22 protein-coding genes are annotated in these 25,980 nt (G+C 53.2%); 16 read left to right on the top strand and 6 right to left on the bottom strand.

What is annotated here, in order from left to right:
- The first annotated feature begins 18 nt into the window (after positions 1–18).
- The 3 genes from thrC to ACYCZJ_RS04970 all read left to right on the top strand — a co-directional run bounded on the left by thrC (position 19) and on the right by ACYCZJ_RS04970 (position 4,560).
- Positions 19–1,452 carry a threonine synthase gene (gene thrC, locus ACYCZJ_RS04980; protein WP_461553154.1) on the top strand — a complete coding sequence of 478 codons (1,434 nt, stop codon included), beginning with the start codon at positions 19–21 and terminating at the stop codon, positions 1,450–1,452.
- Between the two features lie 290 nt (positions 1,453–1,742).
- A complete protein-coding gene (locus ACYCZJ_RS04975; protein WP_461553119.1) occupies positions 1,743–2,474 on the top strand; it encodes an RNA polymerase sigma factor FliA in 732 nt (243 codons plus the stop codon).
- A 157-nt stretch (positions 2,475–2,631) separates the two neighbouring features.
- Positions 2,632–4,560, top strand: coding sequence for an ATP-dependent DNA helicase (locus ACYCZJ_RS04970; protein ID WP_461553153.1), 1,929 nt, complete (start codon positions 2,632–2,634; stop codon positions 4,558–4,560).
- 48 nt (positions 4,561–4,608) lie between these two features.
- On the opposite strand, the gene ACYCZJ_RS04965 is transcribed toward ACYCZJ_RS04970, so the two are convergent.
- Genes ACYCZJ_RS04965 through ACYCZJ_RS04955 form a run of 3 tightly spaced genes read right to left on the bottom strand, consistent with a single transcriptional unit; the run spans position 4,609 to position 6,837 of the window.
- Entirely contained in the window at positions 4,609–5,367 is a 759-nt protein-coding gene (locus ACYCZJ_RS04965) for a TIGR02186 family protein (RefSeq protein WP_461553118.1), read from the bottom strand.
- Positions 5,364–6,290, bottom strand: a complete 927-nt coding sequence (locus ACYCZJ_RS04960; RefSeq protein ID WP_461553117.1) for a sulfite exporter TauE/SafE family protein — start codon at positions 6,288–6,290, stop codon at positions 5,364–5,366. The genes ACYCZJ_RS04965 and ACYCZJ_RS04960 overlap by 4 nt, the downstream gene beginning before the upstream one ends.
- Before the next feature lie 37 nt (positions 6,291–6,327).
- Complete coding sequence (locus ACYCZJ_RS04955) at positions 6,328–6,837, bottom strand: universal stress protein (protein WP_461553116.1); 510 nt, start codon at positions 6,835–6,837, stop codon at positions 6,328–6,330.
- A gap of 373 nt (positions 6,838–7,210) precedes the next feature.
- Between ACYCZJ_RS04955 and ACYCZJ_RS04950 the strand changes: the two genes are divergently transcribed.
- From ACYCZJ_RS04950 to ACYCZJ_RS04915, 8 genes are all read left to right on the top strand, one after another.
- Complete coding sequence (locus tag ACYCZJ_RS04950; RefSeq protein WP_461553115.1) at positions 7,211–7,711, top strand: MarR family winged helix-turn-helix transcriptional regulator; 501 nt, start codon at positions 7,211–7,213, stop codon at positions 7,709–7,711.
- Positions 7,708–9,192 (top strand): efflux transporter outer membrane subunit, encoded by a 1,485-nt coding sequence (locus ACYCZJ_RS04945; protein ID WP_461553114.1) that lies wholly within the window; start codon positions 7,708–7,710, stop codon positions 9,190–9,192. Before ACYCZJ_RS04950 ends, ACYCZJ_RS04945 begins: the two co-directional genes overlap by 4 nt.
- On the top strand, positions 9,185–10,441 hold the full coding sequence (locus ACYCZJ_RS04940) for an HlyD family efflux transporter periplasmic adaptor subunit (protein ID WP_461553113.1): 1,257 nt from the start codon (positions 9,185–9,187) through the stop codon (positions 10,439–10,441). Before ACYCZJ_RS04945 ends, ACYCZJ_RS04940 begins: the two co-directional genes overlap by 8 nt.
- An 8-nt stretch (positions 10,442–10,449) precedes the next feature.
- On the top strand, positions 10,450–12,045 hold the full coding sequence (locus ACYCZJ_RS04935) for a DHA2 family efflux MFS transporter permease subunit (protein ID WP_461553112.1): 1,596 nt from the start codon (positions 10,450–10,452) through the stop codon (positions 12,043–12,045).
- A gap of 171 nt (positions 12,046–12,216) precedes the next feature.
- Positions 12,217–12,858 (top strand): thioredoxin fold domain-containing protein, encoded by a 642-nt coding sequence (locus ACYCZJ_RS04930; protein WP_461553111.1) that lies wholly within the window; start codon positions 12,217–12,219, stop codon positions 12,856–12,858.
- Between the two features lie 29 nt (positions 12,859–12,887).
- Positions 12,888–14,234 (top strand): glutathione-disulfide reductase, encoded by a 1,347-nt coding sequence (gene gorA, locus ACYCZJ_RS04925; protein ID WP_461553110.1) that lies wholly within the window; start codon positions 12,888–12,890, stop codon positions 14,232–14,234.
- 138 nt (positions 14,235–14,372) lie between these two features.
- A complete protein-coding gene (locus ACYCZJ_RS04920; RefSeq protein WP_461553109.1) occupies positions 14,373–14,621 on the top strand; it encodes a hypothetical protein in 249 nt (82 codons plus the stop codon).
- Positions 14,622–14,708: 87 nt separating this feature from the next.
- Positions 14,709–15,734 (top strand): class I fructose-bisphosphate aldolase, encoded by a 1,026-nt coding sequence (locus ACYCZJ_RS04915; protein WP_461553108.1) that lies wholly within the window; start codon positions 14,709–14,711, stop codon positions 15,732–15,734.
- Between the two features lie 37 nt (positions 15,735–15,771).
- Here ACYCZJ_RS04915 and ACYCZJ_RS04910 read toward each other — a convergent pair whose 3' ends face one another.
- Together ACYCZJ_RS04910 and ACYCZJ_RS04905 are read right to left on the bottom strand one after the other, a co-directional pair.
- Positions 15,772–16,542 carry a molybdopterin-binding protein gene (locus tag ACYCZJ_RS04910; RefSeq protein ID WP_461553107.1) on the bottom strand — a complete coding sequence of 257 codons (771 nt, stop codon included), beginning with the start codon at positions 16,540–16,542 and terminating at the stop codon, positions 15,772–15,774.
- Complete coding sequence (locus ACYCZJ_RS04905) at positions 16,529–17,383, bottom strand: cytochrome b/b6 domain-containing protein (protein ID WP_461553106.1); 855 nt, start codon at positions 17,381–17,383, stop codon at positions 16,529–16,531. Before ACYCZJ_RS04905 ends, ACYCZJ_RS04910 begins: the two co-directional genes overlap by 14 nt.
- Positions 17,384–17,618: 235 nt before the next feature.
- On the opposite strand from ACYCZJ_RS04905, the gene ACYCZJ_RS04900 reads away from it, so the two are divergent.
- Positions 17,619–18,935: a cation:proton antiporter gene (locus ACYCZJ_RS04900; protein WP_461553105.1), complete on the top strand. Its 1,317-nt coding sequence runs from the start codon at positions 17,619–17,621 to the stop codon at positions 18,933–18,935.
- Positions 18,936–18,957: 22 nt separating this feature from the next.
- On the opposite strand, the gene ACYCZJ_RS04895 is transcribed toward ACYCZJ_RS04900, so the two are convergent.
- The gene (locus tag ACYCZJ_RS04895) at positions 18,958–19,977 is read right to left on the bottom strand and encodes a DUF481 domain-containing protein (protein ID WP_461553104.1); all 1,020 of its coding nucleotides are present in this window, start codon (positions 19,975–19,977) and stop codon (positions 18,958–18,960) included.
- Positions 19,978–20,282: 305 nt separating this feature from the next.
- Here ACYCZJ_RS04895 and tadA point away from each other — a divergent pair, with 305 nt between their 5' ends.
- The 4 genes from tadA to ACYCZJ_RS04875 all read left to right on the top strand — a co-directional run bounded on the left by tadA (position 20,283) and on the right by ACYCZJ_RS04875 (position 25,940).
- Entirely contained in the window at positions 20,283–20,747 is a 465-nt protein-coding gene (tadA, locus tag ACYCZJ_RS04890; RefSeq protein WP_461553103.1) for a tRNA adenosine(34) deaminase TadA, read from the top strand.
- The gene (locus ACYCZJ_RS04885) at positions 20,744–21,241 is read left to right on the top strand and encodes a L,D-transpeptidase family protein (protein ID WP_461553102.1); all 498 of its coding nucleotides are present in this window, start codon (positions 20,744–20,746) and stop codon (positions 21,239–21,241) included. The genes tadA and ACYCZJ_RS04885 overlap by 4 nt, the downstream gene beginning before the upstream one ends.
- Before the next feature lie 71 nt (positions 21,242–21,312).
- On the top strand, positions 21,313–25,302 hold the full coding sequence (locus tag ACYCZJ_RS04880) for a Pls/PosA family non-ribosomal peptide synthetase (RefSeq protein ID WP_461553101.1): 3,990 nt from the start codon (positions 21,313–21,315) through the stop codon (positions 25,300–25,302).
- Positions 25,299–25,940 carry a 4'-phosphopantetheinyl transferase family protein gene (locus tag ACYCZJ_RS04875; protein ID WP_461553100.1) on the top strand — a complete coding sequence of 214 codons (642 nt, stop codon included), beginning with the start codon at positions 25,299–25,301 and terminating at the stop codon, positions 25,938–25,940. Before ACYCZJ_RS04880 ends, ACYCZJ_RS04875 begins: the two co-directional genes overlap by 4 nt.
- Positions 25,941–25,980 lie beyond the last annotated feature (40 nt).

Here is a 25,980-nt window from a genome sequence, read left to right as displayed (position 1 = left end):
GAGGTAAATACCATGGTCATGCGTTATATCAGCACGCGCGGCAAAGCGCCTGCACAAACCTTCACCGAAATACTGCTTGGTGGTCTTGCGCCGGATGGCGGCTTGTATTTGCCCGAGACTTATCCACGGTTTTCCATGGATGATTTGGCACGCATGCGCGATATGAATTATCGTGAGCTGGCGTATGAAATATTGTCTCGCTATGCAGATGATATTCCGGCGAATGATTTACGTGCCATTATCGATAAGACCTACATGCCCGAGATGTACTGCAACGCACGCCCGGATGAAAACCCGGCAGATATTACGCCTCTGCATACCCTGGAACCGGGGGTTCATCTGTTATGCCTGTCCAATGGACCCACACTGGCATTCAAGGATATGGCAATGCAATTGCTGGGTAACCTGTTCGAGTATGTGCTCGACAAAGCCGGGCAGGAAATCAATATTCTCGGTGCGACTTCGGGGGATACCGGCTCATCTGCTGAATACGCAATGCGCGGCAAGCAGGGCATTCGCGTGTTCATGCTCTCGCCGTACGGCAAGATGAGCCGCTTTCAGACCGCGCAGATGTTTTCGCTACAGGATAATAATATTTTCAATATTGCTGTGGAAGGCGTGTTTGATGATTGTCAGGATATTGTCAAAGCCGTGTCCAACGATCATGCCTACAAGGCGCAATACAAAATAGGCGCCGTTAATTCCATCAACTGGGGACGTGTTGCTGCGCAAATTGTGTACTATTTCAAGGGCTATTTTGCTGCGACACACAGCAACGACCAGCTGGTCAATTTTTCAGTTCCATCGGGTAATTTCGGCAACGTCTGCGCTGGCCACATCGCGCGCATGATGGGGCTGCCAATCAAAAATCTGATCGTGGCAACCAACGAAAATGATGTGCTCGATGAATTCTTCAAAACCGGTATTTATCACCCTCGTAGTGCAGCAAATACCTACCATACCAGCAGTCCCTCAATGGACATATCAAAAGCATCGAATTTCGAGCGCTTTGTTGCCGACCTGAGTGGACGTGACAGTGAAAAATTACGCAGTTGGTGGAATTCGGTGGAGCAGGGTGGAGCGTTTGATCTCAACCAGGATGGTTTGTTTGAAAAAATAGCGGATTTCGGATTGGTATCCGGCTCCAGCAATCATGCCAATCGCATGGAAACCATTCGCGATACCTGGCAAAAATATGGTGTCATGATCGATACCCACACTGCGGATGGAGTCAAGGTCGCACTGGAATATCATGAGCCGGGAACGCCCATGCTGTGCCTGGAAACCGCGTTGCCTGCCAAATTTGAAGATGCCATTCACGAGGCGCTTGGATGCAATCCGGAACGCCCGCCGACTATGCAGGATATGGAGCGGCGGCCGCAGCGTTTTGAGAGAATGCCTGCAGATACAGAACAAATTAAAAATTTTGTAGCCACGCATACCAAGAGCTGAAATGGAAAAATATTGGTGATGTAAGACAAACCCTTACATGAAAAAGGCTGTCATTACCTACGTAAAATACCGTGCTACGCTGATTTTCGATTATAAGAATAAACGCCAATATTCGTACAACCAGTGATATCACTGATGAACCGAATTGAGATAGCCAAGGGAAGGCGTAATGCTCCTGAGCACGATACGCCTTGCGGCGAGTGCAGCACAATTGCTGCATATTCATGCCAGCCTTTCTCGTCTCCCCGGTTCTGGCCCACGTTCGGTAAGATCCATGAGGGAGGTTAATCATGCCAGCCATCACACAGACAGCCAGTAAAAATAATCATATAGCGCAACACGCCATCCTGGTGAAGCGCCTGGCCTATCACATGAAAGCAAAATTGCCGCCCAGCGTTGAAATGGACGATCTGGTGCAAGCCGGTATGATCGGCTTGCTGGATGCGGTAAACCGCTATGAAGAAACCAACGGTGCCCAGTTTGAAACCTACGCTGTACAGCGTATCCGCGGCGCCATGCTGGATGAACTGCGCAGCAACGACTGGATGCCCCGCACTGCCCGTCAGAACATGCGGAAAATCGAGGTAGCCATCAGCGCCTTGCAGCAACGCCTGGGGCGTGCGCCGCGCGAAACTGAAATTGCCGCACATCTCAAAATGACGCTGGCCGAGTACCAGCTTATGTTGTGCGAAGGGGGGGGGCATCAGTTACTGTATTACGAAGATTTCCATGAGGGAGGCGGGCACTCCAATTTCCTGGACCGGAATCATATGGATACTTCAAGCGATCCTTTGCAATGCATGATTGATCACGGTTTCAAGGGTGCGGTAATTGATGCGATCAGACGCCTGCCCAAGCGTGAAAAACAGATGATGGGGCTTTATTACGAGCAGGAAATGAACCTCAAGGAAATTGGCGTGGTAATGGGCGTATCCGAATCACGTGTGTGTCAATTGCATGGACAGTCAGTAGCCCGTATTCGTGCCATGCTCCGTACCCAGACCTGGGTTGCGGATTTTTAAGAAAATTTTCAGGTAAGCCAATTCCGTAGTCATAGCCTCCCCGGGTTTCTAACCGGAGAGGCATAAATGCAAAGCTTGCAAGTGCTGCAAAGACAGATCAGGTGAAGCCGGGTATGTGGCGTGGTAACATGCGCACTTATCCAAATAGCCATCCATGATGAACGACCTGGCCACCGTATTCAGCGCCGAGGGCGTATTTGCAGCAACTATTCCAGGCTACCGGGCACGTGTGCAACAACTGGAACTGGCCAATGCCATTGGACAGACCATTGAATCCCGCGGCGTACTCATTGCCGAGGCGGGCACAGGGACCGGAAAGACCCTCGCTTATCTAGCCCCAGCTTTATTGCATGGCGGCAAAGTGATCATCTCGACCGGCACCAAAAACCTGCAGGACCAACTCTACCGACGCGATTTGCCCACAGTGCGAAATGCCCTTAAAGTGCCCGCCATGGTGGCGCTGCTCAAGGGGCGGGCCAATTATGTCTGCCATTATCATCTGGAACGTGCGCGTGAAGAAGGCCGTTTCATGTCACGTGAAGATGTGGCGCATCTGGAACTAGTAAACCGTTTTGCCGAATCCAGCCGCAGTGGCGACAAGGCCGAACTGCATGGCGTGGCCGAGGACGCCAATATCTGGCGTCATGTCACCTCCAGCCGGGAAAATTGCCTGGGTGGCGATTGCCCGCACCATAAAAAATGTTTTGTGCTGGAGGCGCGTAAAAAAGCGCTGGAGGCAGATATTGTCGTGGTCAATCATCATTTGTTCTTTGCGGATGTATGGCTGCGCGATGAAGGCGTGGCTGAATTGCTGCCGGCATGCAATACAGTCATCTTCGATGAAGCACATCAACTACCTGAAACTGCGGGGCTGTTTTTTGGGGAAACGCTCACTACCGGCCAGTTGGTCGAATTGGCACGCGATGCCCGGCTGGAAGGGATACAGTCATGCAAAGATTACGCCGCACTCCCGGAATCAGCACAAAAACTGGATAAGGCAGCGCGCGATCTGCGTTTGATATTTAAGGAAGACAGTGGTCGCTGGCCATTGGAAAAAGTGAGTAGCCGCCATGGATTCGAAGCTGCTTTTATTGATGCCGGCACGGCACTGGATGAACTGGTAGCACATCTGGAAACACAGGCACAACGAGCACCCGGACTGGAAAGTTGCTGGCAGCGCGGGCGCGAACTGGCAAACATGTATGCAAAATGGCAAGGACCGGCGCCTGCCGAGAGTGTGCGCTGGGTTGAGGCTTTCAGCCATGCATTGGGATTCAACACCACGCCGCTGTCTGTTGCGGAAATATTCAAAAAACAGATTGATGGGAGTGCCAGAGCCTGGATTTTTACTTCCGCGACACTGTCAGTCAAAGGCGATTTCTCGCACTACCGAAAACAGCTCGGGCTGATGGAGGCGACCAGCTCCTCATGGGATAGCCCTTTTGATTACGATCAGCAGGCCATGCTTTATGTGCCGCCAGACATGCCTGAACCCAACACGCCTGTTTATACCAACGCAGTTGTGGAAGCGGCATTGCCTGTCATCGCAGCCAGCAAGGGTAGGGCGTTCATGCTGTTTACATCGCTACGAGCGATGAAAGAAGCACATGATTTATTGCGTCAGGCCTTTGAGCTGAAATCACTTGATTACCCGATTCTTATGCAAGGTGAGCAATCCCGTACCGAACTGCTTGAGCGTTTCCGTCAACTGGGGAATGCCGTGTTGCTGGGTAGCCAGAGTTTTTGGGAAGGCGTGGATGTGAAGGGTGAAGCATTGTCCCTGGTGGTGATTGATAAACTGCCGTTTGCGCCGCCGGATGATCCTGTATTGGCGGCGCGTATCAGTCATATCAACCAGTCAGGCGGTAACGCTTTCATGGAGTATCAGCTTCCCCATGCGGTCATTACGCTCAAGCAGGGTGCGGGCCGATTGATACGCGACGAAGCTGACCGTGGCGTGCTGATGATCTGCGACCCGCGCTTGTTGTCAAAACCATACGGGCGGCGTATCTGGCAAAGCTTGCCACCAATGCGCCGTAGCCGGAAACTCAAGGAAGTACTGGATTTTTTTGCACGGGAAAGCTAGCTGACCAAGGTCAGCCGCTATTCGGCATCTTGTCGGGCACCTGCTATATCAATCGTCCTTATTGCTGTTACGCCGCAACAGTATGCCTAGTGCCAAACCTATGAAGATGGACAGCAGGGTGAATGTGGCACCATATAGCCAGGGGTTCTGATGGGCAAAATTGGATACCCATAACTCTGACTGTACCTGGCGCACTTCCAGCTTGCTGGATTGATGTGCGGTGACCTTTCCGTCACGTACCAGGTAAGTATCCAGTGCATACTCGCCCAGGGGCAGTTTGGCTGGCAGCGTGAGTTTGGCAAAAAACAGCCGATCCCCCACGACTGTAACCGCATTATCGAATTCCTTATAATATTTTTTGGATTGTTTGAGTCGCAAAAACGCGGTTTGCCAATCCTCCATGCCATGCGTCGGCCCTTCGAGAACACTGCTTCCCAATCCGCTTTCCAGATTCAGACCGTATTTTGTCAACGTTTGCGGTGCCACAATCCGGCTAATTGGGTGACTGGATAGCAGGTACATGATCCCCGGTGTGTTTTTGACGGTAATGTGCCCGCTATCCAGCCAGATAGGTCCACTTCGAACCTTCTGCGACATGACCACATCCTGGGCGGGTGAAGTCACCTTGATAATGACATCCCCTTTATTGGCGATGGCACCAAATACCAGGATTTGCTCGCCGGTGAAATGAGCCGTGATGTCGACATGGTCCGAGTCGAGCTGGGTGATGAGATTGTCTTCGGCTGCTGAAAAACCAGCCTGCAGCGAGAAGGCGATAAAAGCAATAAGCAGGACAAAGTGTTTCATACTGCGGACCTCGTCATGGAGTAAACCTCATGGGGTGTAATCAACAGCCCGATCAGCATTTTCACGGCGACCGCCACAACCACCAACGCCAGAATGAGGCGTAATTTTTCCCCCGGCAGTTTCGTGCCCAGTTTGGCACCCCATTGAGTGCCGAATGCCGAACCGAAAATCAGGATCAGGGCCAGGAAAGGATCCACGGCGTGATTGACGCCAGCCTGCATGACAGCCACGGCTGCGGTGGTGAACAGCAGTTGGAACAACGACGTGCCGACCACAATCTTGGTCGGCATCTTGAGCATGTAAATCATTACCGGGACCATGACGAAGCCGCCACCGACGCCCATCAATGAGGTCAACACGCCTACCGCTCCGCCTAAAATGAAAATCAGCACAATCGAAGCGCGTAATCCGGAAGCCGGGAAATTCATCTGGCCAGGCAGATTTTCCATCCACACGGCAAGCTTGGCGCCAAGCCCGCCTTCTTTTTTCTTGACGGCTGTGCCGGCATGGCGGATGGCGCCGAGAGATTCAATCAGCATGCTGGAACCAATGAAGCCGAGCAGGCCGACGTACAGGAATGTCACGATATTACCGAACTGCCCGCTCGCCTGTAACAGCTTGGCAAGATACACGCCGCCGCCACCGCCTAGCCAGCTCCCGCACAGCAGCAGGATACCCATTTTGAAGTCGATATTGCCCAGGCGCCAGTGGGCATAGCTGCCACCTGCCGACGTGCCGGCGATTTGAGCCGCACCGGTAGCCACCGCAACGATGGGCGGTACCCCTATGAAGATGAGCAGCGGGGTAATCAGAAAACCGCCCCCTACGCCGACCAGCCCCGAAAGAAAGCCGACAATGCCGCCAAAAAACAGGGTCAACCAGAGGTTGACATCCATGTGTGCGATGGGAAGAAAAATGTCCATAAACTATATGCCTGTTATTTTATAGGTTGGTGCTGGTTTAATCAGAATCTCCGGCCTCGGGAGTCATGGCTGGACATATTCTGTTGGGCGCGATATCAGGAGGGACAATGACCACCGGAATCGGCAATAATTCGGAAAGTCTGGTTCCGAGACGGCCTGAAGCCTTGCGCAGGCCGGGGTGCGCTTTTTTCTCGGTGGCTATTCCTGCGCGACCGATCACCACCATCAGAATTTTGTCGTCTTGATTGACGACGCGCAGGATCTCTTCTTCGGGTACGCCATCGATCAGGTAGAACTCGGGAATGATGTTGCAGGCGGCACTGATTTTTCCGGAGATGTTTTTTAGTGTGACTTCAGCCTGATGCCGGATGTCGTCTTTCATCTGTTCCTGAACACCCGCCCAAAAAGCGAAGGGAGGAGAATCCAGGACGTGAAGCAGGCCCAGATGGGCACCGAGCATTTTCGCCATTTGGGCAGCAGCGCCCGCTGCAATAATGGAATTCCTGGAACCGTCGATAGCAACGAGGATCGTTCCCGTAGAAGTCATGTCTGGTATCTCTCCTGAGGGATGTCTTGCCCGGACCAATCAGTCTATCTTGGGCAAGTATGAAGTATTTTGAATACCCGCTGGCTTGGCCAGAGGCGGCAAATAGCGGGCTATTTTACACGCAAATAAAGTGGAGGTGACGATCGTCGTTTATTTGACTGAAAACGTCTGTTTGTAATGTATCTGTGATCGAGTCGGGGATTTCGGGTAAATCCGTTCAGAAACGGGTGGGATGACCTTCATATCTGTGTGCAATCAGCACGGAATTGCTGCCGCCAAACGCGAAGGAATTGGAAAGCACCGTGTATATCTTGTGGCGCCAAACAACATGCCTTGACAATAATTGCCTAGGCACTAATATAGCAGTCATTCAATGTCTGACAGAAAAGTGTACTCAGTGAATTTACTCAAGGAAGATTTTTATACTGAAGTGAACTACACGCCTGAAGAGTCGGTGGGTTACTTGCTACGTGGTGCTTGGCAGGCTTTACTCAAAAACATTGATACTGAAATGCAGATACTTGATTTGACCTGCATGCAATGGGGGCCACTGTTACTTATAGCCAAGGGTTGTTGCGATAGTGTCGCAACCTGTGCCCAAGCGAATTACACAGATAGCGGTGCGATGACACGTATGCTGGATCGGCTGGAAAGCAAAGGCCTGATCCGTCGGGTACGTAATCTGGAAGATCGGCGGGTTGTAAATATTGAGTTAACCCAAGTGGGACAAGAGGTTACTCAAAAAATACCTGCGCATCTGGTCAAGGTGCTCAATCGACATCTGGAAGGTTTTAGCGAAGTCGAATTCCAGCAGTTCAAGCAAATGCTGCGTCGTTTCACGGCGAATGGCGGTACATCAAACAGTACCATATGAAATTTGTATTCACTATGCATCGCACGATACCCGCGCTGGGTTTGACCCTCTTGCTTCTGGGGCTTGACGGGTGTGCGAGTTTTGCCGGAATCCATACTCAGGCGAAAATGCTGCAACCTCAATTACTGAGTTCAGCCGCGCAACATGGCGTTAATTCCGATGTGTTCCCCAGTAAAAATTGGTGGGAAGGATATACCGATACGCAGCTGGACGCGCTGATTCAGCAAGCCATTATTGCCAACCCCAGTCTCAAAATTGCTCAGAGCCGCGTCATCGAGGCGCAAACGTCTGCGACTGCAATTGGCAGTGCGCGCTACCCGCAGTTGAATGGTGAAGCCAAAACAACACGGGAACGACTGAGCGCAACCAGTGTTTATCCGCCTCCGCTGGGAGGCAGTACGGTGACGATGAATGCCGCTCAATTGACCGGTCAATGGCAGCTCGATCTGTTTGGCAAGAATCGCGCCGCACTGGATGCGGCAATTGGCCAGACCCGGGCAGCAGAAGCGGATGCGCAGGCGGCGCGCGTGCTGGTGGCGGCCAATGTTGCGCAACAATATTTCAACCTGGCGCGTTTGCAGATGCAACAAAATCTGAATCGTGCCATGTTGCGGCAACGTGAACACGCACTGGATTTGGTCAAGCAGCGCGTCACTGCCGGTCTGGATACCACACTGGCACAGCGTCAGGCTCAAGCCGAAGTGCCGCAAATCCGTCGTGATCTGGCGGCATTGGATGAACAGGTCGCACTCGCCCGGCATGGCCTCGCTACCTTGCTGGGTGAAGAACCCAATGCTACGGACAGCCTGGCCGCACACTTGCCCACTGTGACACTGCCCACGGCACCCAGCCACCTTCCTGCCGAGTTGCTGGGGCACCGTGCGGATGTTGTTGCCGCACGCTGGCGTGTAGAGAGTGAACTGCATGGCATACAGGAAACGCGCGCGGAATTTTATCCCAACATTAACCTCAACGCCTTTATCGGTTTCGAGTCACTTGGTTTGTCAAAGTGGTTGAGCGCAGGAAGCCGTACGTTTGGTGTCGGGCCGGCACTCAGCTTACCGATTTTTGATGCCGGTCTGCTGCGCGCCAGGCTTCAAGGGAATACAGCGCGCGCGGATGCCGCCATTGAAAGTTATAACGCGGCCGTATTGAACGCGATGCGGGATGTGGCTGATCAACTGTCCTCCTGGCACGCGTTGCAAGCCCAATTGAAGGAACAACTATCAGCTCAAGCTGCGGTGAGCAGTGCGTATGACCTGGCATTGGCGCGGTATCGAGGTGGTCTGACCAACTATCTGGATCTACTCACTGCCGAGAATGCTGTGCAGCAACAACGCCGCACACTCATCGGCTTGCAAGCCCGTGTTTATGAAATTGATGTGGCGCTGATGCAGGCGCTCGGCGGAGGCTACGTCGTGACAGATAAAGCGCATCAATTATCCAACAATCGCCGCCATACGGGGAACCAGAATGAGTGAGCAGACCATAGCTGAACAACCAGCCAGCCCCCAGGGAAAACCGCGGCAGCGTAAGAAATGGCTGCTGATTCTGGTTGCCGTCTGCGTACTGGCAGCAATCGCTTACGCTGTGCATTGGTACATTTTGGGGCGCCATTTTGAATATGCCGATGACGCTTACGTGGCCGGAGATATCGTACAAATTACGCCACAGGTGGCCGGTACTGTGGTTGCAATTGGTGCGAGCGAAACAGATTATGTGAAAGCAGGAGACGTATTAGCCCAGCTGGATGGCACGAATGCCCTGTTGCATTTGCAAGCGACCGAAGCCCAGCTTGCCCAAACCGTACGTGAAGTGCGTACGGTTTATTCGAATAATGGCAGTCTGACCGCGGCTGTGAGCCGCTATCGTGCAGAATTAAGCCAGGCACAGGTTGATCTGACTAGCGCCCAAACCGATTTGCTACGCCGGCAAAAGCTTTCAGGCTCAGGTGCTGTATCGCAAGAGGAATTACAACACGCTCAGACAGCAGCCAACAATGCGCGTAGCCATGTCGCTGTTGCCAAAGCACAGCTGAATGCCGCACAAGAACAGCTACTGTCCAATCAGGTACTGACGACTGGTGTCACAGTGCGTAACTATCCGAAGGTGATGGCCGCCGCGGCCCAGGTTCGCCAGTCTTACCTGGACTTAAAACGTGATGCGATTTTAGCGCCAGTGGACGGCTATGTTGGCAAACGGGCTGTCCAGCTCGGCCAGCGCGTGGCCGTTGGCACCACACTGATGACGCTTATTCCGCTGAAGCAAGTCTGGGTGGATGCCAATTTCAAGGAAACCCAGTTGCGCAAGATGCGCATCGGCCAGCCAGTCAGTCTGCATGCTGATTTATACGGCAGCAGCGTGATATATCATGGCCATGTATTGGGCATGGGAGCAGGCACCGGTGCCGCCTTTGCCTTGTTGCCGGCGCAGAATGCCACGGGTAACTGGATCAAGGTGGTGCAGCGCATTCCAGTGCGTATCGCGCTCGATCCTGAAGAAGTGTCCGCACATCCCTTGCGCGTCGGCTTATCCATGGAAGCAACCGTAGATGTTTCGAATCTGGATGGCAGCATGCTGGCAACTGCCTCACCCGGGAAAATGGTGGCTGAAACTGCGGTGTACAGCAATTTTGAACACGCTGCCGACATACTTGTTAACAAGATCATATCGAACAATCTGGGCGAAAAATCAGCTCACCCGGATATACGCAAGGCTCCAAACCTCTAATAATCGAAATGACAACACCGTCTGACGCCGGTAATCCACTCCAGACAACAGGACAAGGGCCTGGTGCTGGACCAGCGCCACTGAAGGGTGGCATGCTGGTTCTGGCCAGCACTGCGTTGGCGCTGGCAACCTTCATGAACGTGCTGGATACCTCGATTGCCAATGTGTCAATTCCGGCAATTTCCGGAGATTTGGCTGTGAGTGCCAGCCAGGGCACCTGGGTCATTACATCGTTCGCAGTAGCCAATGCAATCGCAGTCCCATTAACCGGATTTCTGACCCAGCGTTTTGGTGCAGTACGGCTGTTCGTCACCAGCATCCTGCTGTTCGTTACCGCCTCATGGTTGTGCGGCATGGCTACCAGCCTGGGTATGCTGATTGTATTTCGGGTGATTCAGGGTGCGGTAGCAGGCCCCATGATCCCGCTATCGCAATCCTTATTGCTGGCGAGTTATCCGAAAGCCAAGGCTGGATCGGCATTGGCAATCTGGTCGATGACGACGTTGATTGCACCGGTTGTCGGGCCACTGCTGGGCGGCTGGATTACCGATAATATTTCCTGGCCGTGGATTTTCTATATCAACGTCCCGGTTGGACTCCTTGCCGCGAGTGTGACCTGGATGTTGTACCGGACCCGGGAAACACCCACGCGTCAGGTACCAATTGATTACGTTGGCCTGGCGGCCTTGATGATCTGGGTTGGTGCTCTGCAAATCATGCTGGACAAGGGTAATGAGCTGGACTGGTTTGCTTCCACGCAAATTGTGTTTCTTGCCATTGTGGCTGCCGTGGGTTTCTGTTTTTTCCTGATCTGGGAATTAACCGAGGCCCATCCCATTGTCGATCTGAGTTTGCTGCGTCGCCGTAATTTCTGGTCGGGAACGCTGGCACTCGCTGTAGGCTATGGCGTATTTTTTGGCAATGTGGTGCTGATGCCCCTGTGGTTGCAGCAAGACATGGGTTATACCGCCACCATTGCCGGGGCTGTATTGGCACCGGTCGGCCTGCTGGCAATCCTGTTTTCACCCTGGGTAGGAAAAAATGTTCACAAGTATGACCCGCGCCTATTTGCCAGTTTCGCCTTCATTGTTTTTGCCTTGATACTGTGGATGCGCTCCCGATTTACAGTAGAGACGGATTTCATAACCATCATGATTCCGTCCCTGATTCAAGGCATCGCTGTGGCGGCTTTTTTTGTCCCATTGATGACGCTGATTTTTTCCGGATTGACGCCGGATAAAATTCCGGCTGCTTCGGGTTTGTCGAATTTTGCGCGGATTACTGCCGGGGCTATTGGCACCTCCATTTACACCACCTTGTGGGAAAATCGCGCAACTTTTCATCATGCCTCTCTAGTGGATCACATTAATTACGCCAGCCCGACGACTCAGGCCACAATCCGACAATTGACTGATTCCGGTATGAGCCAGCAACAAGCGTTGGGCCAGATTAACAACCTCATCAATCAACAGGCGTTCACCCTGGCGGCAGACGAACTATTCTGGGTTTCCGCACTGTTGTTTATCGGACTCATCGGCTTGATCTGGCTGGCACGCCCGGCCAAGGCAACGCCGCCGTCTGTAGAAGCTTCGGCTGCACACTAATCAGAATCACTTCAGGAGCAAGACTGGCCGGGCAAGCCTTGTAAGAAAAGACATTCGTGTCCGACTAAAAAATACTTCCTCTAACTGAAGGATCGGTACGATCTTTTCAGCTATCCGAATGTCAATCTTGAATTAACCGTAATATCGATTTTATTATCATTGGAGAATACTTTGGAAAACAATGCATCGTTCCAGCCGGAAATGCAGGGAATCGGCATGATCAGAAAGGCGCTTTTACCACTTGTTGGCATGTTGCTTTTGAGTGTGCTGGCACTGGCGGTTGCGACGCAGTCATTTGCAGCAGATGGTCCCAGCCAGTCTGCGCAACAGTTGGCGCTGGACAAAACCCTGAATGCTGCAAAAGACGCCACCTGGATAGCGGAGGGACATGGACCACGCCTGGTATATATTTTCTTTGATCCGGAATGCCCTTATTGCCATAAAGTCTACCAGGCGACCCGTTCCTGGATCGGTAAGGATGGCCTGCAACTTCGCTGGATCCCAGTAGGCATACTGATGCCTAGCAGCGCAGGCAAAGCGGCCGCTATTCTGGAATCGAAGGACCCGTTGGCGGCATTCCATCAAAACGAAGATGAATTTGGCCCGGCGCCTAAATTTGGAGGCATCGCAGAGATCATTCCATCCACACAATCCACCAAACATTTACTGCACAATGCCGAGCTGTTCAAGCAGACTCGCATGCCCGGCGTTCCGGTAATAATGTTCCGCGAGGCCTCGGGCAAGGTACATATTGTGGACGGGGCACCATCGCCGCATCTGCTGAATGAAATGTTCCGCAGCGTAAAAAAATAGTCGCGCCGACAGCCAACCTGGAGTTAACAATGTCAAACCATTTCGATTTTATGGCAATTGGTGGCGGCAGTGGCGGAATCGCCGCTGCCAACCGTGCAGCACGCCACGGTGCAAAATGTGCCGTGATTGAGAAAGCCCGACTGGGTGGTACCTGCGTCAATGTCGGATGTGTGCCCAAAAAAGTCATGTGGAATGGGGCGGCACTCGCCCATGCACTGGAGCACGCTGAAGATTATGGATTCGAGCTGACCGGGCACGAGTTTCACTGGCCAAAGTTGAAGCAGGCGCGTGATACTTACATCCAGAATCTGAACCGACACTACCAGACTACGCTGGAAGACAACAAAGTGAGTTTTGTACACGGCTCAGCCCGCTTTGTGGATGCCCATACTGTTGAAGTTGATGGGGAGCAGTATACTTCGGAGCACATATTGATCGCTACTGGTGGAAGACCAGTAGTGCCGGGAATTCCCGGCGCAGAATTGGGCATCACTTCAGACGGGTTTTTCGAGCTGGAACAGCGTCCAAAACGTGTTGCTATCGTAGGCGCGGGTTATATCGCTGTCGAACTGGCAGGAATGCTGAAAGCGCTGGGTAGTGACGTTTCCCTGCTGCTCCGGCGCGGACATTTCCTGGATCAGTTTGATGCGATGCTGCGTGAAGCATTGATGGAAGAGATGCTTGAGGACGGGATCGAAATCCTGCCGCGTACCCAGATCATTGAAGTCGTGCGTGAATCCGGAAAACTTACCCTGCGTTGCGAAGATGAGCGCAATAATCCAGGTTTCGATACCCTGATCTGGGCGATCGGACGTGCACCGAACACTGAAAATCTGAATCTTGAAGCAGCAGGCATCATCCCGGATAAACAGGGTTATGTACGTACTGATGAGTACCAGAATACCGTGATATCCGGCATCTATGCTGTGGGTGATGTCAGTGGGCGTGTTGCCTTGACCCCCGTTGCCATTGCCGCCGGGCGCAGGCTCAGCGACCGCTTGTTTGGTGGGAAACCGGATAGTCATCTCGACTACACCAATATTCCCTCGGTCATATTCAGCCATCCTCCCATAGCAACCATCGGCATGAGTGAGACCCAGGCACGTGACATCCATGGTGATGCGGTAAAGGTATATCAGACGCGTTTCACCCCCATGTTTCATGCTTTCACACAACGCAAGGTCAAAACTGCCATGCGCCTTATAACGGTAGGGGTAGACGAGAAAATTATCGGTTGCCACATCATTGGCGACGGTGCGGATGAAATGATGCAGGGTTTTGCCGTGGCAATTCGCATGGGTGCGACCAAAGCGGATTTTGATAATACGGTCGCGATACACCCGACCAGTGCGGAAGAACTGGTGACCTTGCGTTGAATCAAACCATGTTGTGCCGGATGAAATAAATATATTATATTTTTGTCATGGCAGAGTGCAAATTGATGGTCTACATTTACTATTCGGCTGCGTAATCACGTCCAGCTGTTCCAACTGTCATTACTGGAGGGTATGTAAATGGTTGCCAATTTTTTTCCTGTTGCTGTATCGGATACCAAATTGTCTTCTTTTCACAGCAAACAGGTCAGCGAAACGACAAAAATCATCACTGAATTCCTGAAATGGGCCGAAAGAGAGAAGGGGCTGCTGCTGTGCGAGCCCTACAAGCCTCAATACGATTGGTTTATCCCGATTCTCTATCGAACAAAAGACCTTGCCGCAGAATTTTGCTCACTCCAGGATTCAAAAGCATATAGCAGCGCATGATTTGGCGCTTGCACAGACTCGCTGATTAAGTGACGGCAGTAACCAGTTGCATATCTTCGATTGATCAGCATCATTACAAGGCACAGCATGAGCGTTAAAGCGGAACTGCAGGCGACCATCACGGCGATGGTGCAACCGGGTAGGGGAATACTTGCTGCGGATGAAAGTCTGCCCACGATAGCCAAGCGCTTTAAACCGATCGGCGTTGAATCCACAGAGGCGTCTCGTCGTGCCTATCGTTCGTTGATGTTCACTACGCCAGAAATTGATAAATACATTAGCGGCGTTATTTTATTCGAAGAAACGCTTGAACAGCGTGCCGATGACGGCACGCCGCTACCCGAAGTCCTGTCACGTCAGAATATTGTACCGGGCATCAAGGTCGACAAAGGCAAGATACCACTAGCCCACTCGCCTGGGGACGAGATTACCCAAGGCCTCGATGGCTTGGCTGAACGCCTCAGGGTTTATAAAGGACAGGGAGCACGTTTCGCCAAGTGGCGCGAAGTCTATGCCATCAGTACCGTCAATCCTACTCAGCTTGGCATGGATGCCAACGCAGAGATGCTGGCGCGTTATGCTGCCGTTTGTCAGGAAGAAGGTTTTGTTCCCATCGTCGAGCCCGAGGTACTCATCGACGGGGAGCATAGTTTGGTACGCTGTCTTGAGGTGACTGAGGCAGTGCTGCATGCCGTATTTCAAGCACTGTATCGTCACAAGGTAATGCTGGAATACATGATACTCAAGCCCAATATGGTGTTGCCCGGCAAACTGCATCCGTCCAAGGCTACCCCCGAGCAAATTGCCGAGGCCACAATCAAGGTACTGCGACGCACGGTGCCTGCTGCAGTGCCAAGTATCAATTTCCTGTCGGGAGGCTTGAGTCCCACGGAGGCCACCGCTAATTTGAGCGCGATGAACGCTTTGTTTCCCGGTCAGCCGTGGGCACTGTCTTTTTCCTACGGACGTGCCCTACAGGAACCGGTCCTTCAAGCCTGGTCGGGCAGGGCGGAAAATGTGCTCGTCGCACAACAGGCGCTGCATCAGCGTGCCAAGCTAAATGGTTTCGCACGTTACGGAACATATCAGCCAGAGATGGAAAAAGCGGGTTGACAGGCCTTTACCGTCCCGATCAAGTATTCAACCCTGATCAAATTCCCGCATACCATTCATAGCCCTGGTCTTCCCAGTAGCCGCCTTTTCCACCCCCGATACTGGCAAAGCTGTCTACAAGCAGAATGCCGGTAATATATTTCGCCATCTTGTAACCAAGCTGTCGCTCGATACGGACGCGAATTGGCGCGCCATTGGCAATAGGCAAAGGCTGATCGTTCAATTCATAGGCGAGTATGGTTTGCGGATGACGTGCATCGTCCATATCGATGCTCTCGTAATAGCGCGTGCCTTGTGCATCCATCGGATCGGCACAGTAAAACACGACATAGCGTGCTTCTGGTTTAGGTTGCACCTGATTGAGCACCATGCTCAATGGCGTGCCTTTCCATTTGCCTATCGCGCTCCAGCCTTCCACGCAGTCATGGCGGGTAATCTGCGTGCGACTGGGCAGGCTATGCAAGTCGGCTAGTGAAAACGTAGCTGGGTGCGCCACCAACCCGCCAACCTGCAATCGATAATCGGCAAAATTGTTGGCCGCAAGCGCCTGATAATGGAGGTTTTCAGGATTCGAAGTGCCATTGCTGCGGAACGCTGGCGACAAATCGGCTGCGGTGAACTCCTGGGCCATGGCCTTGCGCGGTGTAATCAGGCGCTGAGTGGCATAAGTGAGTTTTTCTGCGCTATCGAGAACCTTCGGGAACCATTCGCTATACGACAGCCGCTCGCATCCAGACAACAGCAATACACTGCCTGAAGTCAACGCGCGTAGAAGAAAGGTGCGTCGATTGGCCTTATTCGCGGTCATGATCAGGCTCCTCGGCAGTGACGCGATAGTGTCCGGTAATCATTGATCGCAGATTATTCCATGCGCCGCTAATCATGACCTCGAACAGGTGAATCAATACAAACACCACCAACGCCCAGGCCACCATGAAATGGATGGTACGTGCCGATTGTCGCCCTCCGACAATATCGACCCAACCCGGGATCAATGCATCCAACCCCGGCGACATGGCCCAGCCCATCAAAATTATTAGCGGAAACAATCCGAAGATGACGCTCAGGTAAGCCAGTTTCTGAAGAATGTTGTAGCGTCGAGTAGCCTCGCCGGAAGGGTGATGTAAGCGTAAATGATTTTTGATGGACTGCCTGATTGAGCGCCAGTCGCGCGGGGTTGGCACCAGATCGCGCCTCAGATGATGACTGAACAATGAATAAAGTAAATAAGCGACACCATCAATCACTAGCACCCAGGCAAAGAAAAAATGCCAGCGGCGTGCCATGGCCAGCCATTGCGTGCCCGGCAGCGTTATCCAGGCAGGAAACCCGCGTGCAGTCAGTTCTCCATCTGCGCCCTCGGTCCACCCGAATATACCGGTGGTATTGAATTCATGGCCAAAAATAGTGGTCACACCGATGATATTGCCCTGGTTGGTTTGTTTGGCACCCATTTCCAGTACTGGAGGCCGACCTGTGTAGGATGATTCCCCCCAGTTTAGTGCCGGATGGGCATTAAAAATCTGCAAACCGCTCATCAGCAGCAAGAAAAAAGCGATTGCACCGATCCAGTGCATCATTCGCATCGCCAGAGTATGTCGATAGTAAAAATGATTATTGTCGGCACTGCCAGCGTCTTGCGATGACATTATTTTTGCTTTCCAAAAAATTATTGGCGCTGCATGGATTTAGTCATTGAATTAAAGAACCCGTACGATCTTAATACCATAGGTGATTATGGTCAGAAATCAATCCTGCCGAGTCCGGCGCTGGATTGAACATCGCATTTTCCTGCGTGTCTCAATGCCCGAGAAAGTAAATATGTGACACAATTCCCGGCTCTCTCCCCAAACAATATCACTCTTGAATACAGCAGTTACAACAATGACAAACGCGCAGTGGTTCATGTTGGTAGGCGGTTTACTGCTTACCATGGGGCTGACCACTTCCATACTCAAGCGTTTGCCGATCACTTCAGCGATCATCTACTTGGCCGTGGGTGTGCTGGTCGGCCCGACCATACTCAATTTATTTCATTTCAACCCACTCAAGGAATCGGCATTACTGGAGGCCTTGACTGAAGTGGCGGTATTGATTTCGCTGTTTTCCGCCGGTGTAAAAATGCCGGTGCCGTTCAGCTTTTCCCGCTGGCGCGCGCCAATCCTGCTGGCGACCGTGTCCATGTCCCTGACTGTCGCGATGATTGCAGCCTTTGCCTATTATGTGATGGGGTTGCCGTTGGGAGCAGGCGTGCTGCTTGGTGCAATTGTGGCCCCAACCGACCCAGTATTGGCAACCGATGTGCAAATCCGGCATCCCGGAGATCGGGATCAGTTACGTTTTACCCTGACCTGTGAGGCAGGCATGAACGATGGCAGTGCTTTTCCGTTCGTGATGCTGGGTATGGGGTTGCTGGGACTGCACGAACTGGGTGATTTTTCCCTGAACTGGATATTGGTTGATGTGTTATGGGCCACGCTGGCTGGTATTGCCATCGGGGTGGTCGCCGGAATTGGCCTGGCACGTTTAGGCTGGAAATTGCGCCGCGCCCCTCTGAATCACGAGCTGATGGATGATTTTCTCGGCCTCGGGTTGATTGGTGTGGTATATGGTTTGGCTGTGCTGGTACATGCCTGGGGATTTCTGGCAGTTTTTTTCGCCGCCGTTGCGTTACGCCAGACAGAACTGAAGCTGGCAAAAAAAGCGCTGATCAGCAATATTGGGCGTACAACTCAGGAGATTATACGCACAGATACAAATGCTGCGCCTGACCCAGAACCACAGCCAACCGTGAGCGAAGGCTCCCTGGTATTCAAGGAGCACCTGGAGAGACTTTCGGAAGTCATCCTGATTTTGTTGATCGGTGGCACGCTGTTTATAAATTCATGGAGTTGGGAGGCAGTGGGGCTCGCCCTGTTTTTATTTGTGGTAGCGCGTCCGCTCAGTGTCCTGATCGGCCTGATAGGTACGCGTACACCATGGCGGATACGTGGCATGACCGCCTGGTTCGGGGTACGCGGGATCGGTTCACTCTATTATCTGATGTACGCCATACAGCATGGTTTACCGAAAACACTGGCGCTGGAATTAATCCAGATGACCCTGATTGTGGTCGCGCTCTCCATTCTTCTCCATGGTATTAGTGTCAAGCCATTGATGGGCCGTTTCTGGCGGCGCAAAAAACAGATATCAATGCCCTAGAATGCTTTTCCGGGGCCTATGTTCAGAACCCATATCCCAGTGTGGCTTGCAGACTTGTATCCAGGGATTTTTTCCCCGCAGCAGGCTTGTGATCCCAGTCGACAGTAAATGTCAGGCCGGTGGTAATGCTTTTTCCAACGGGGATCAGCAACGCGGTCTTGCTGCGCAAGAGCAAATCATCATAACTGGTCACGGGTATGAATACCTCGCTGGAATTTTCTACTTTCAAGCTCCTGTTCCAGAAATATTGATCATATTCCACAGCAAGGCGCAGCGCGGCTTCATTTACCGTGGATGCATTCTTGAAGTTGGTACGAATCGCACTCAAGCCACTTTCCAGCCCCAGATTCAGGTTTTCACCACGATATACTTGGTAACCCGATCCGGCACCCAAAGTCGTGCGTAAGTTGATGCTGGCGAGCCTATCCTGTTCCAGGATGCCTTGGGTGTAGAGATAGTGGCGTTTACTGAGAAAACGATCATATTTTCCGGAAAGACGGCTGCGGTCTGTGGTCACAACGGAATTGGCACCGGTCTCATGACGCAAATCGCCTTTGACAATAGTGCGATTCAAGCGATTTTCCGCCTTCATCTGCCCGCCGAAGTAGTAATTGCTGGTTTCCGTATTGCCCCGCGCAAAACCAAGTCCGGCATCCAGTCGGCCGGAATACTTAAAGGTATCCGGATCGACTGGTTTTACCGGGTTGATCGCCACAATGTCATCGCGACGTAATTGCTCACCTTTTGTTGGCCCGGTTGCAATCTGCATTTTCCCCTGGCTATCGGATTCAACCGTGCCATCGAATTCTCCCGTCTGCAATACAACATGCGCGGGCTTGCTTAATTTGATTTGCCTGACTGCAGACCATGACACAGTAATTTCTTTTTCAGGCATGCTCCATGTGGTTTTGAGTGTCAGTTTTCCAGCTTCCATGCGCAGGATTTTCCCGCTGATGTGGTCACCATTGCTGAGTGTTATCTGATCGGCGTGTGCGGATGAAATTAAAAGGCAAAATAATGGCAGCATCTGTCGGATGTTCATGGTTTGACTCCAATACGATTGTTTATGCAAATCGATGCCTGTGCGGCACGCTGAATTCATTAATACAGCCTTTTAGGGCATGACTTACCCAAAAAGTGCAATTTGGAAACAGAGGCTCGCGTTATATGCGCGAATGAAAAAAACCGTAAACGATTTATGCTCGGAAATAGGTGGCTGCAACACTCATATTGATTGAGGGGCTGACTGACTTTCAGCACAGCAGAGACTCACGAACTTTTATGCAACGGGTTTATTGTAACAAATTTACCTAACCAGTATGGTCGGGCAAACGCTATCATTTGTTCATGGATGATGAATTTTATATGCATAAGGCACTACAACTGGCACGCCAGGCATGGGATGCTGGCGAGGTACCGGTGGGGGCGCTCGTGGTGCTGGACGATGTCATTGTCGGCCGCGGTTATAATGCCCCGATTTCACGCCACGATCCTTCTGCCCATGCAGAGATGATGGCACTGCGCGATGCCTCGCAACAGCTCGGCAATTATCGGCTGCCAGGTGTGACCTTGTATGTGACGCTGGAACCCTGTGCAATGTGTGCAGGGGCAATCATGCATGCGCGCGTGGCGCGGGTGGTATTCGGCGCAGCGGATCTCAAGACGGGTGCGGCAGGCAGCGTGTTGAACCTGTTTGCTGAACCACGCCTGAATCACCATGCAAGCGTGACCCGCGGAGTGCTGGCTGCTGAATGCGGAGCAATGCTGTCAGATTTTTTCACTGAACGACGCTTAATGGCTAAACAAGCATGAAAATCGAGATTTCCCTCCCCGCACAAACGCTTGATCTGTTCGATGAGGCTGATCAATTGCTCCGGCATTACAAGGTTTCCACCGCAGCCAACGGGGCTGGCGAGCTATTTGGCAGTTATCAAACCCCACGCGGACAGCATATGGTGCGCGCCAAAATAGGTGCTGGCCTGCCACTTGGATCCGTGTTCGTTGGTCGCCGTCCTACCGGTGAAATCTGGTCGCCGGAGCTGGCCGCGCAATGTCCAGGGCGCGACTGGATATTGACCCGGATACTTTGGCTATCAGGCAGAGAACCCGGTTTTAATCGTCTGGGTAACATGGACACCATGCGTCGCTATATCTACATTCACGGCACACCGGATGACCAGCCGATGGGTGTGCCCGGGTCGCATGGCTGTATCCGCATGAATAATGCGGATGTGGCGGATTTGTTTGACCGCATCCCGGCAGGGACACCGGTATGGATACACGGTGACACAGAAACCTTTATTTAACATGGTCGTGTAAACCTTTAGCTTGCTGGCTCGTTAATAGCCGTGCCAGTCCAAATTTTAGGTAGCGACAAATGAATTCGCAGGTTTTTCAGACAGCAGCCGATGCTGCGTCAAGGATATTTCTCCACCCTCAAGCGCAGCATACCGAGGGTCTGCATCAGTTATTTGAAAATACCGTCGATACCGCACCCAATCGTATCGCATTGGTATGCGAAGGGGTTGAATACACTTACCTGGAACTGGATTGGCTTGCCAATCGCATGGCCTGGCTTCTACATAGCCATGGGGTAGGAGCGGGCGATAAAGTTGGAGTTCTGCTGGACCGCTCTTTGCAAACCTATGCCTCGGTGATTGCCATCCTCAAGCTCGGGGCTGCGTACGTACCACTGGATGCAAGCTTTCCCGCCGAACGTATCGCTTATATTGCGGAAGATGCCGCGTTCAGCATGCTGGTCAGCCATTCACGCTACGTGCAATTATTAACCGATCTGCCATGCAGCTGTCTGCTGGTGGACAAGGAAACCGAGCGCCTGCGCGCGCTTCCTGCCACCCGTCTAGCCAGCAAGCTGCCGGATAATCTGGAACGCATGCTGTGCTACATCATCTATACCTCTGGTTCGACCGGCAAACCCAAGGGGGTGGAAGTCGAGCATCGCAGCGCGATCAATTTCATTCAGGTCGCCACCGGGATTTACGGCATCGAACAGTCAGACCGTGTATATCAGGGACTGTCCATCTCATTTGATTTTTCCATTGAGGAAATCTGGACGACTTTCAACGCCGGTGCGGCACTCATTGCCGGCCCTGCGGACAAGGAAGCGGCGCTGGGCGACCGCCTGGCGGATTTCCTCAATGCGAATCAGGTGACGGTGTTGTGTACCGTACCCACCTTGCTATCCCTGATCGATAAAAACATACCCACGCTGCGGTTCATCAATGTAGGCGGTGAGGCCTGCCCGCTTCATCTGGTCAAGCGCTGGTCACGCCCGGGGCTGCGCTTTATCAATACTTATGGCCCGACCGAAGCCACCGCGTCGGCTACCTGGGCCGAGCTTTCCCCGAACAAGCCGGTGACTATCGGCCGGGCGTTGCCCACCTACACGATTTATTTGCTGGACGAGGCGATGCAACCTGTACCGGACGGGGCCATCGGTGAAATTTATATCGGCGGTGTGGGGGTGGCGCGTGGCTATACCAATCGCCCTCAACTGACTGCCGAATGTTTCCTGTCGAACCCCTTGTCACTGGAGCCCGAGCGCCTCTATCGTACCGGCGATCTGGGCCGGCTTAATCCGGAAGGCGAAATCGAATACCTGGGACGTGCCGATCTGCAAATAAAATTACGCGGTTATCGCATCGAACTGGGCGAGATCGAATCGGTATTGCTGCGCGCGCCCGACATTCAGGCTGTTGCCGTTACCGTTGCCAAACAGGACGATGGCATCGAAGAGCTGGTGGCTTATATTGTGCCGAAAAACAGCAACGCTATCGATCACAAGATCGTGGCGGCACTGCTGCGTCAGGATTTGCCAGCCTATATGATCCCGGCATACTTCGAGATTGTGGGTGACCTGCCCACGCTATCCAGTGGCAAGATCAACCGTAATGCGCTTCCTCAACCCGGATTCCACCGTCTGGTTGCCAGCGACCGGATTATTGCCCCGCAGGGCACGCTGGAAACCACCATTGCAGGCGTCTGGGGGGAGGTGCTGGGGCTGACCAAAGTATCTGCCGCAGATGATTTCTTTCTCGATCTGGGTGGACATTCGTTGTTTGCTGCGCTGGCCGTGTCGCAGCTACGCAAACATCCTGGCATGGCGCATGTCAGCCTGTCGGATCTTTATACCCATCCTACCGTGCAGCGCCTGGCTCATTATCTGACCAAGGCACGTCCACAAGCGAGCGCATTGGCTCTCATCACGCATACTGCTGCAACACCTGACTGGCTGCGTAATCTGCGCTATTTCCTGACTGGAACAGGACAAGCATTGGCGCTCTACGCGCTGTTTTTCCTGCCGGCATTGATGCTGGCCATTGTCGGCGGCGTCATCCTCACCGAGAACGGCCTGATGCAGGCAGTGGGTCTGTTGGGTACGGTAAGCCTGATCGCGCTCACCTATCCGGTGCTCACCATCATCCTGGCAGCGGCTGTGAAATGGCTGGTGATCGGCCGTTACCGTGCGGGCAGCTACCCGCTCTGGGGCAGCTATTATTTCCGCTTCTGGCTGACCAATCGGGTCGCGGCACTGGTACCGTTGCATCTGATTGCCGGTTCCCCGCTGATGCGTTTGTATCTGCGTTTGATGGGCGCCAAGGTTGGCAAACATAGCCACATCGGAACCCAGCAGATCAGTGCTTTTGACATGCTGGAAATCGGTGCGGATGCCAGCATCAACCACAATGCCCAGTTGCTCGGCTATGCGGTACGAGACGGCCAGTTGGAACTCGGGCCTATCGTACTGGGTACAGGCAGCCACGTCGGCAGTCAGGCTGTGGTGGGTATTCATACACAGATTGGCGATAACGCGGCGCTGCTGGAAAAATCGCTGTTGCCCACCGGTGCGATGATCCCCGCCAACGAGGCATGGGAGGGCTCGCCTGCCCGGCCAGTGGGTTTATCCTCAATCCTGTTGAATGGCGATCAGGCACGCGCAGCCAAACCGCTGACCGGCTGGTCCATGCTTGCCGGTTACTGGATCGCCGCGCTCACCGTCCTGCCCCTGGTACCTGCACTGGCGATCGTACCCGGGCTGGCGTTGATCCTGTTCCTGACTCACCATGCCGGCGTTGCCGGTTATCTCACGGCCTTGCTGCCCGCAGGCCTGCTGTACGTCATCGCCTTGTCGGCGCTGGTAGTGGCACTCAAAAGACTGATCCTGCCGAAGATGGAAGCGGGCGTGTATCCGGTTGAATCCGCTTTTTATCTGCGCAAATGGCTGGTGGACAAGCTTGCCGAAACCAGCCTGCTTTTCAATCAGGGTATGTACGCGACCCTTTATCTGCCACCGTTCCTGCGCATGCTGGGCGCCAAAATCGGGGCGCGCGCAGAAATTTCCACTGTTTCCAATATCACGCCGGACCTGCTCGAAATCGGAGAGGAAACGTTTCTGGCCGACCAGGTTTCAATCGGCGCTGCACGCGTTCATCATGGCCTCGTCACATTGCAACCGGTACGCGTCGGCGCACGTGCATTCATTGGCAATGCCGCTGCACTGCCTGTGGGTGCAACCGTACCGGACGGCAGCCTGATCGGCGTATTGTCCACGCCCCCGCGCCAGACCATGGCGGCCGGTAGTGCCTGGGTCGGTTTGCCGAGTTTCTTTTTGCCGCGCCGGCAGATTGTGGAAGGGTTCAGCGAAACAGATACCTATCGTCCCAGCCGTCGCCAAGTCGCCATGCGCTATGCCTATGAACTGCTGCGGATTATTCTGCCGGCTGCATTATCATTTGGCGCTGTGGCCGTGATATTGCATGCCCAGGACTGGCTCGACGATACTTACGATCTGCCCATTGTGCTGGCGTTGTTGCCGCTGGTATCGATTGCTGTTGTGGTCGCCATTACCCTGTTCGCCGCGGCGATCAAATGGCTCATGGTCGGCACGTACCGGCCGCGTATCGCACCGCTGTGGAGCCACTTCGTACGGCGTTCCGAATTCGTTACCGGCCTATATGAGAATACAGCAGCCCCCTTGTTGCTTTCACCATTGCTGGGTACGCCGTTTGCCGGCTGGATATTGAGATTATTCGGTGTCAAGGTCGGCAAGCGCACTTTCATTGCCAGTACCTTTTTCACCGAATTTGACTTGGTGCATATCGGCAATGATGCCATCATTTCACCCGATGTGTCGCTGCAAACGCATCTATTCGAAGACCGCATCATGAAAATGTCCCATGTGCGGGTAGGCGATCATTGCAGTGTGGGCGAGAGCGGGGTGGTGCTCTACGATACCGTGATGGAACCCGGCTCCAGCCTGGGTGCGCTGTCACTGATGATGAAAGGCGAAACGCTGCCCGAAAACACCCATTGGATCGGTGCCCCCGCGCAGAAAGAAGCTGCTTGACGATCAATAGCGCCACGCTGCTTGCCCATTTCGGCCTCACCCCTGAATCTCTGCCAAAGCTGGCAGGCGGGGCTGCGTATGTCGCTGTCCCGCTCCCGCACGACGCACCGGCCGGGAGTCTCGACGCCAGCGAACGGCAGCGTGCCATGGCTTATGGCAACCGTGTGACTGCGCAGCAATTCATTGCTTCGCACGTGCTGTTGCGAGCCGTGCTCAGCCACTACCTCTGCTGCGCCCCGGCTGCCATCGGCTACGCCGAGCAAAACCAAGGCAAACCCACTCTCGCAGCACCTCACACCGGTCAGCTGCATTTCAATCTCGCGCGGCGTAACGGCTGGTGTGCCATTGCCCTGTGCCGCAATCATCCGGTGGGGGTGGATATTGAACAGGTGCGTGAGTTAATGGGTATGGAAGATGCTGCAGCAGTATATTTCAGTGCTAATGACTGTATGGTACTGAATCAATTGGGGGGGGCGGTGAAACAGAGACGCTTCTTCGAGTTGTGGACAGCACTGGAAGCCAGCTGCAAGCGGCTTGGTTTGCGGCTGGTAGAAGCGGAGACGGTGAGCGGGAATCAAAGCCTCCGTGTTTCGCATCATTACCTGGAAACGGAATGGCTGATTGCAGTTGCTGTTTAAGTCAGACAAACCGTGTTCCAGCCCACTGAGTACAAAGCAC

The sequence above is a fragment of the Sulfuriferula sp. genome (genome assembly GCF_054605375.1).
This window is presented reverse-complemented; position numbering and strand designations above follow the sequence as displayed.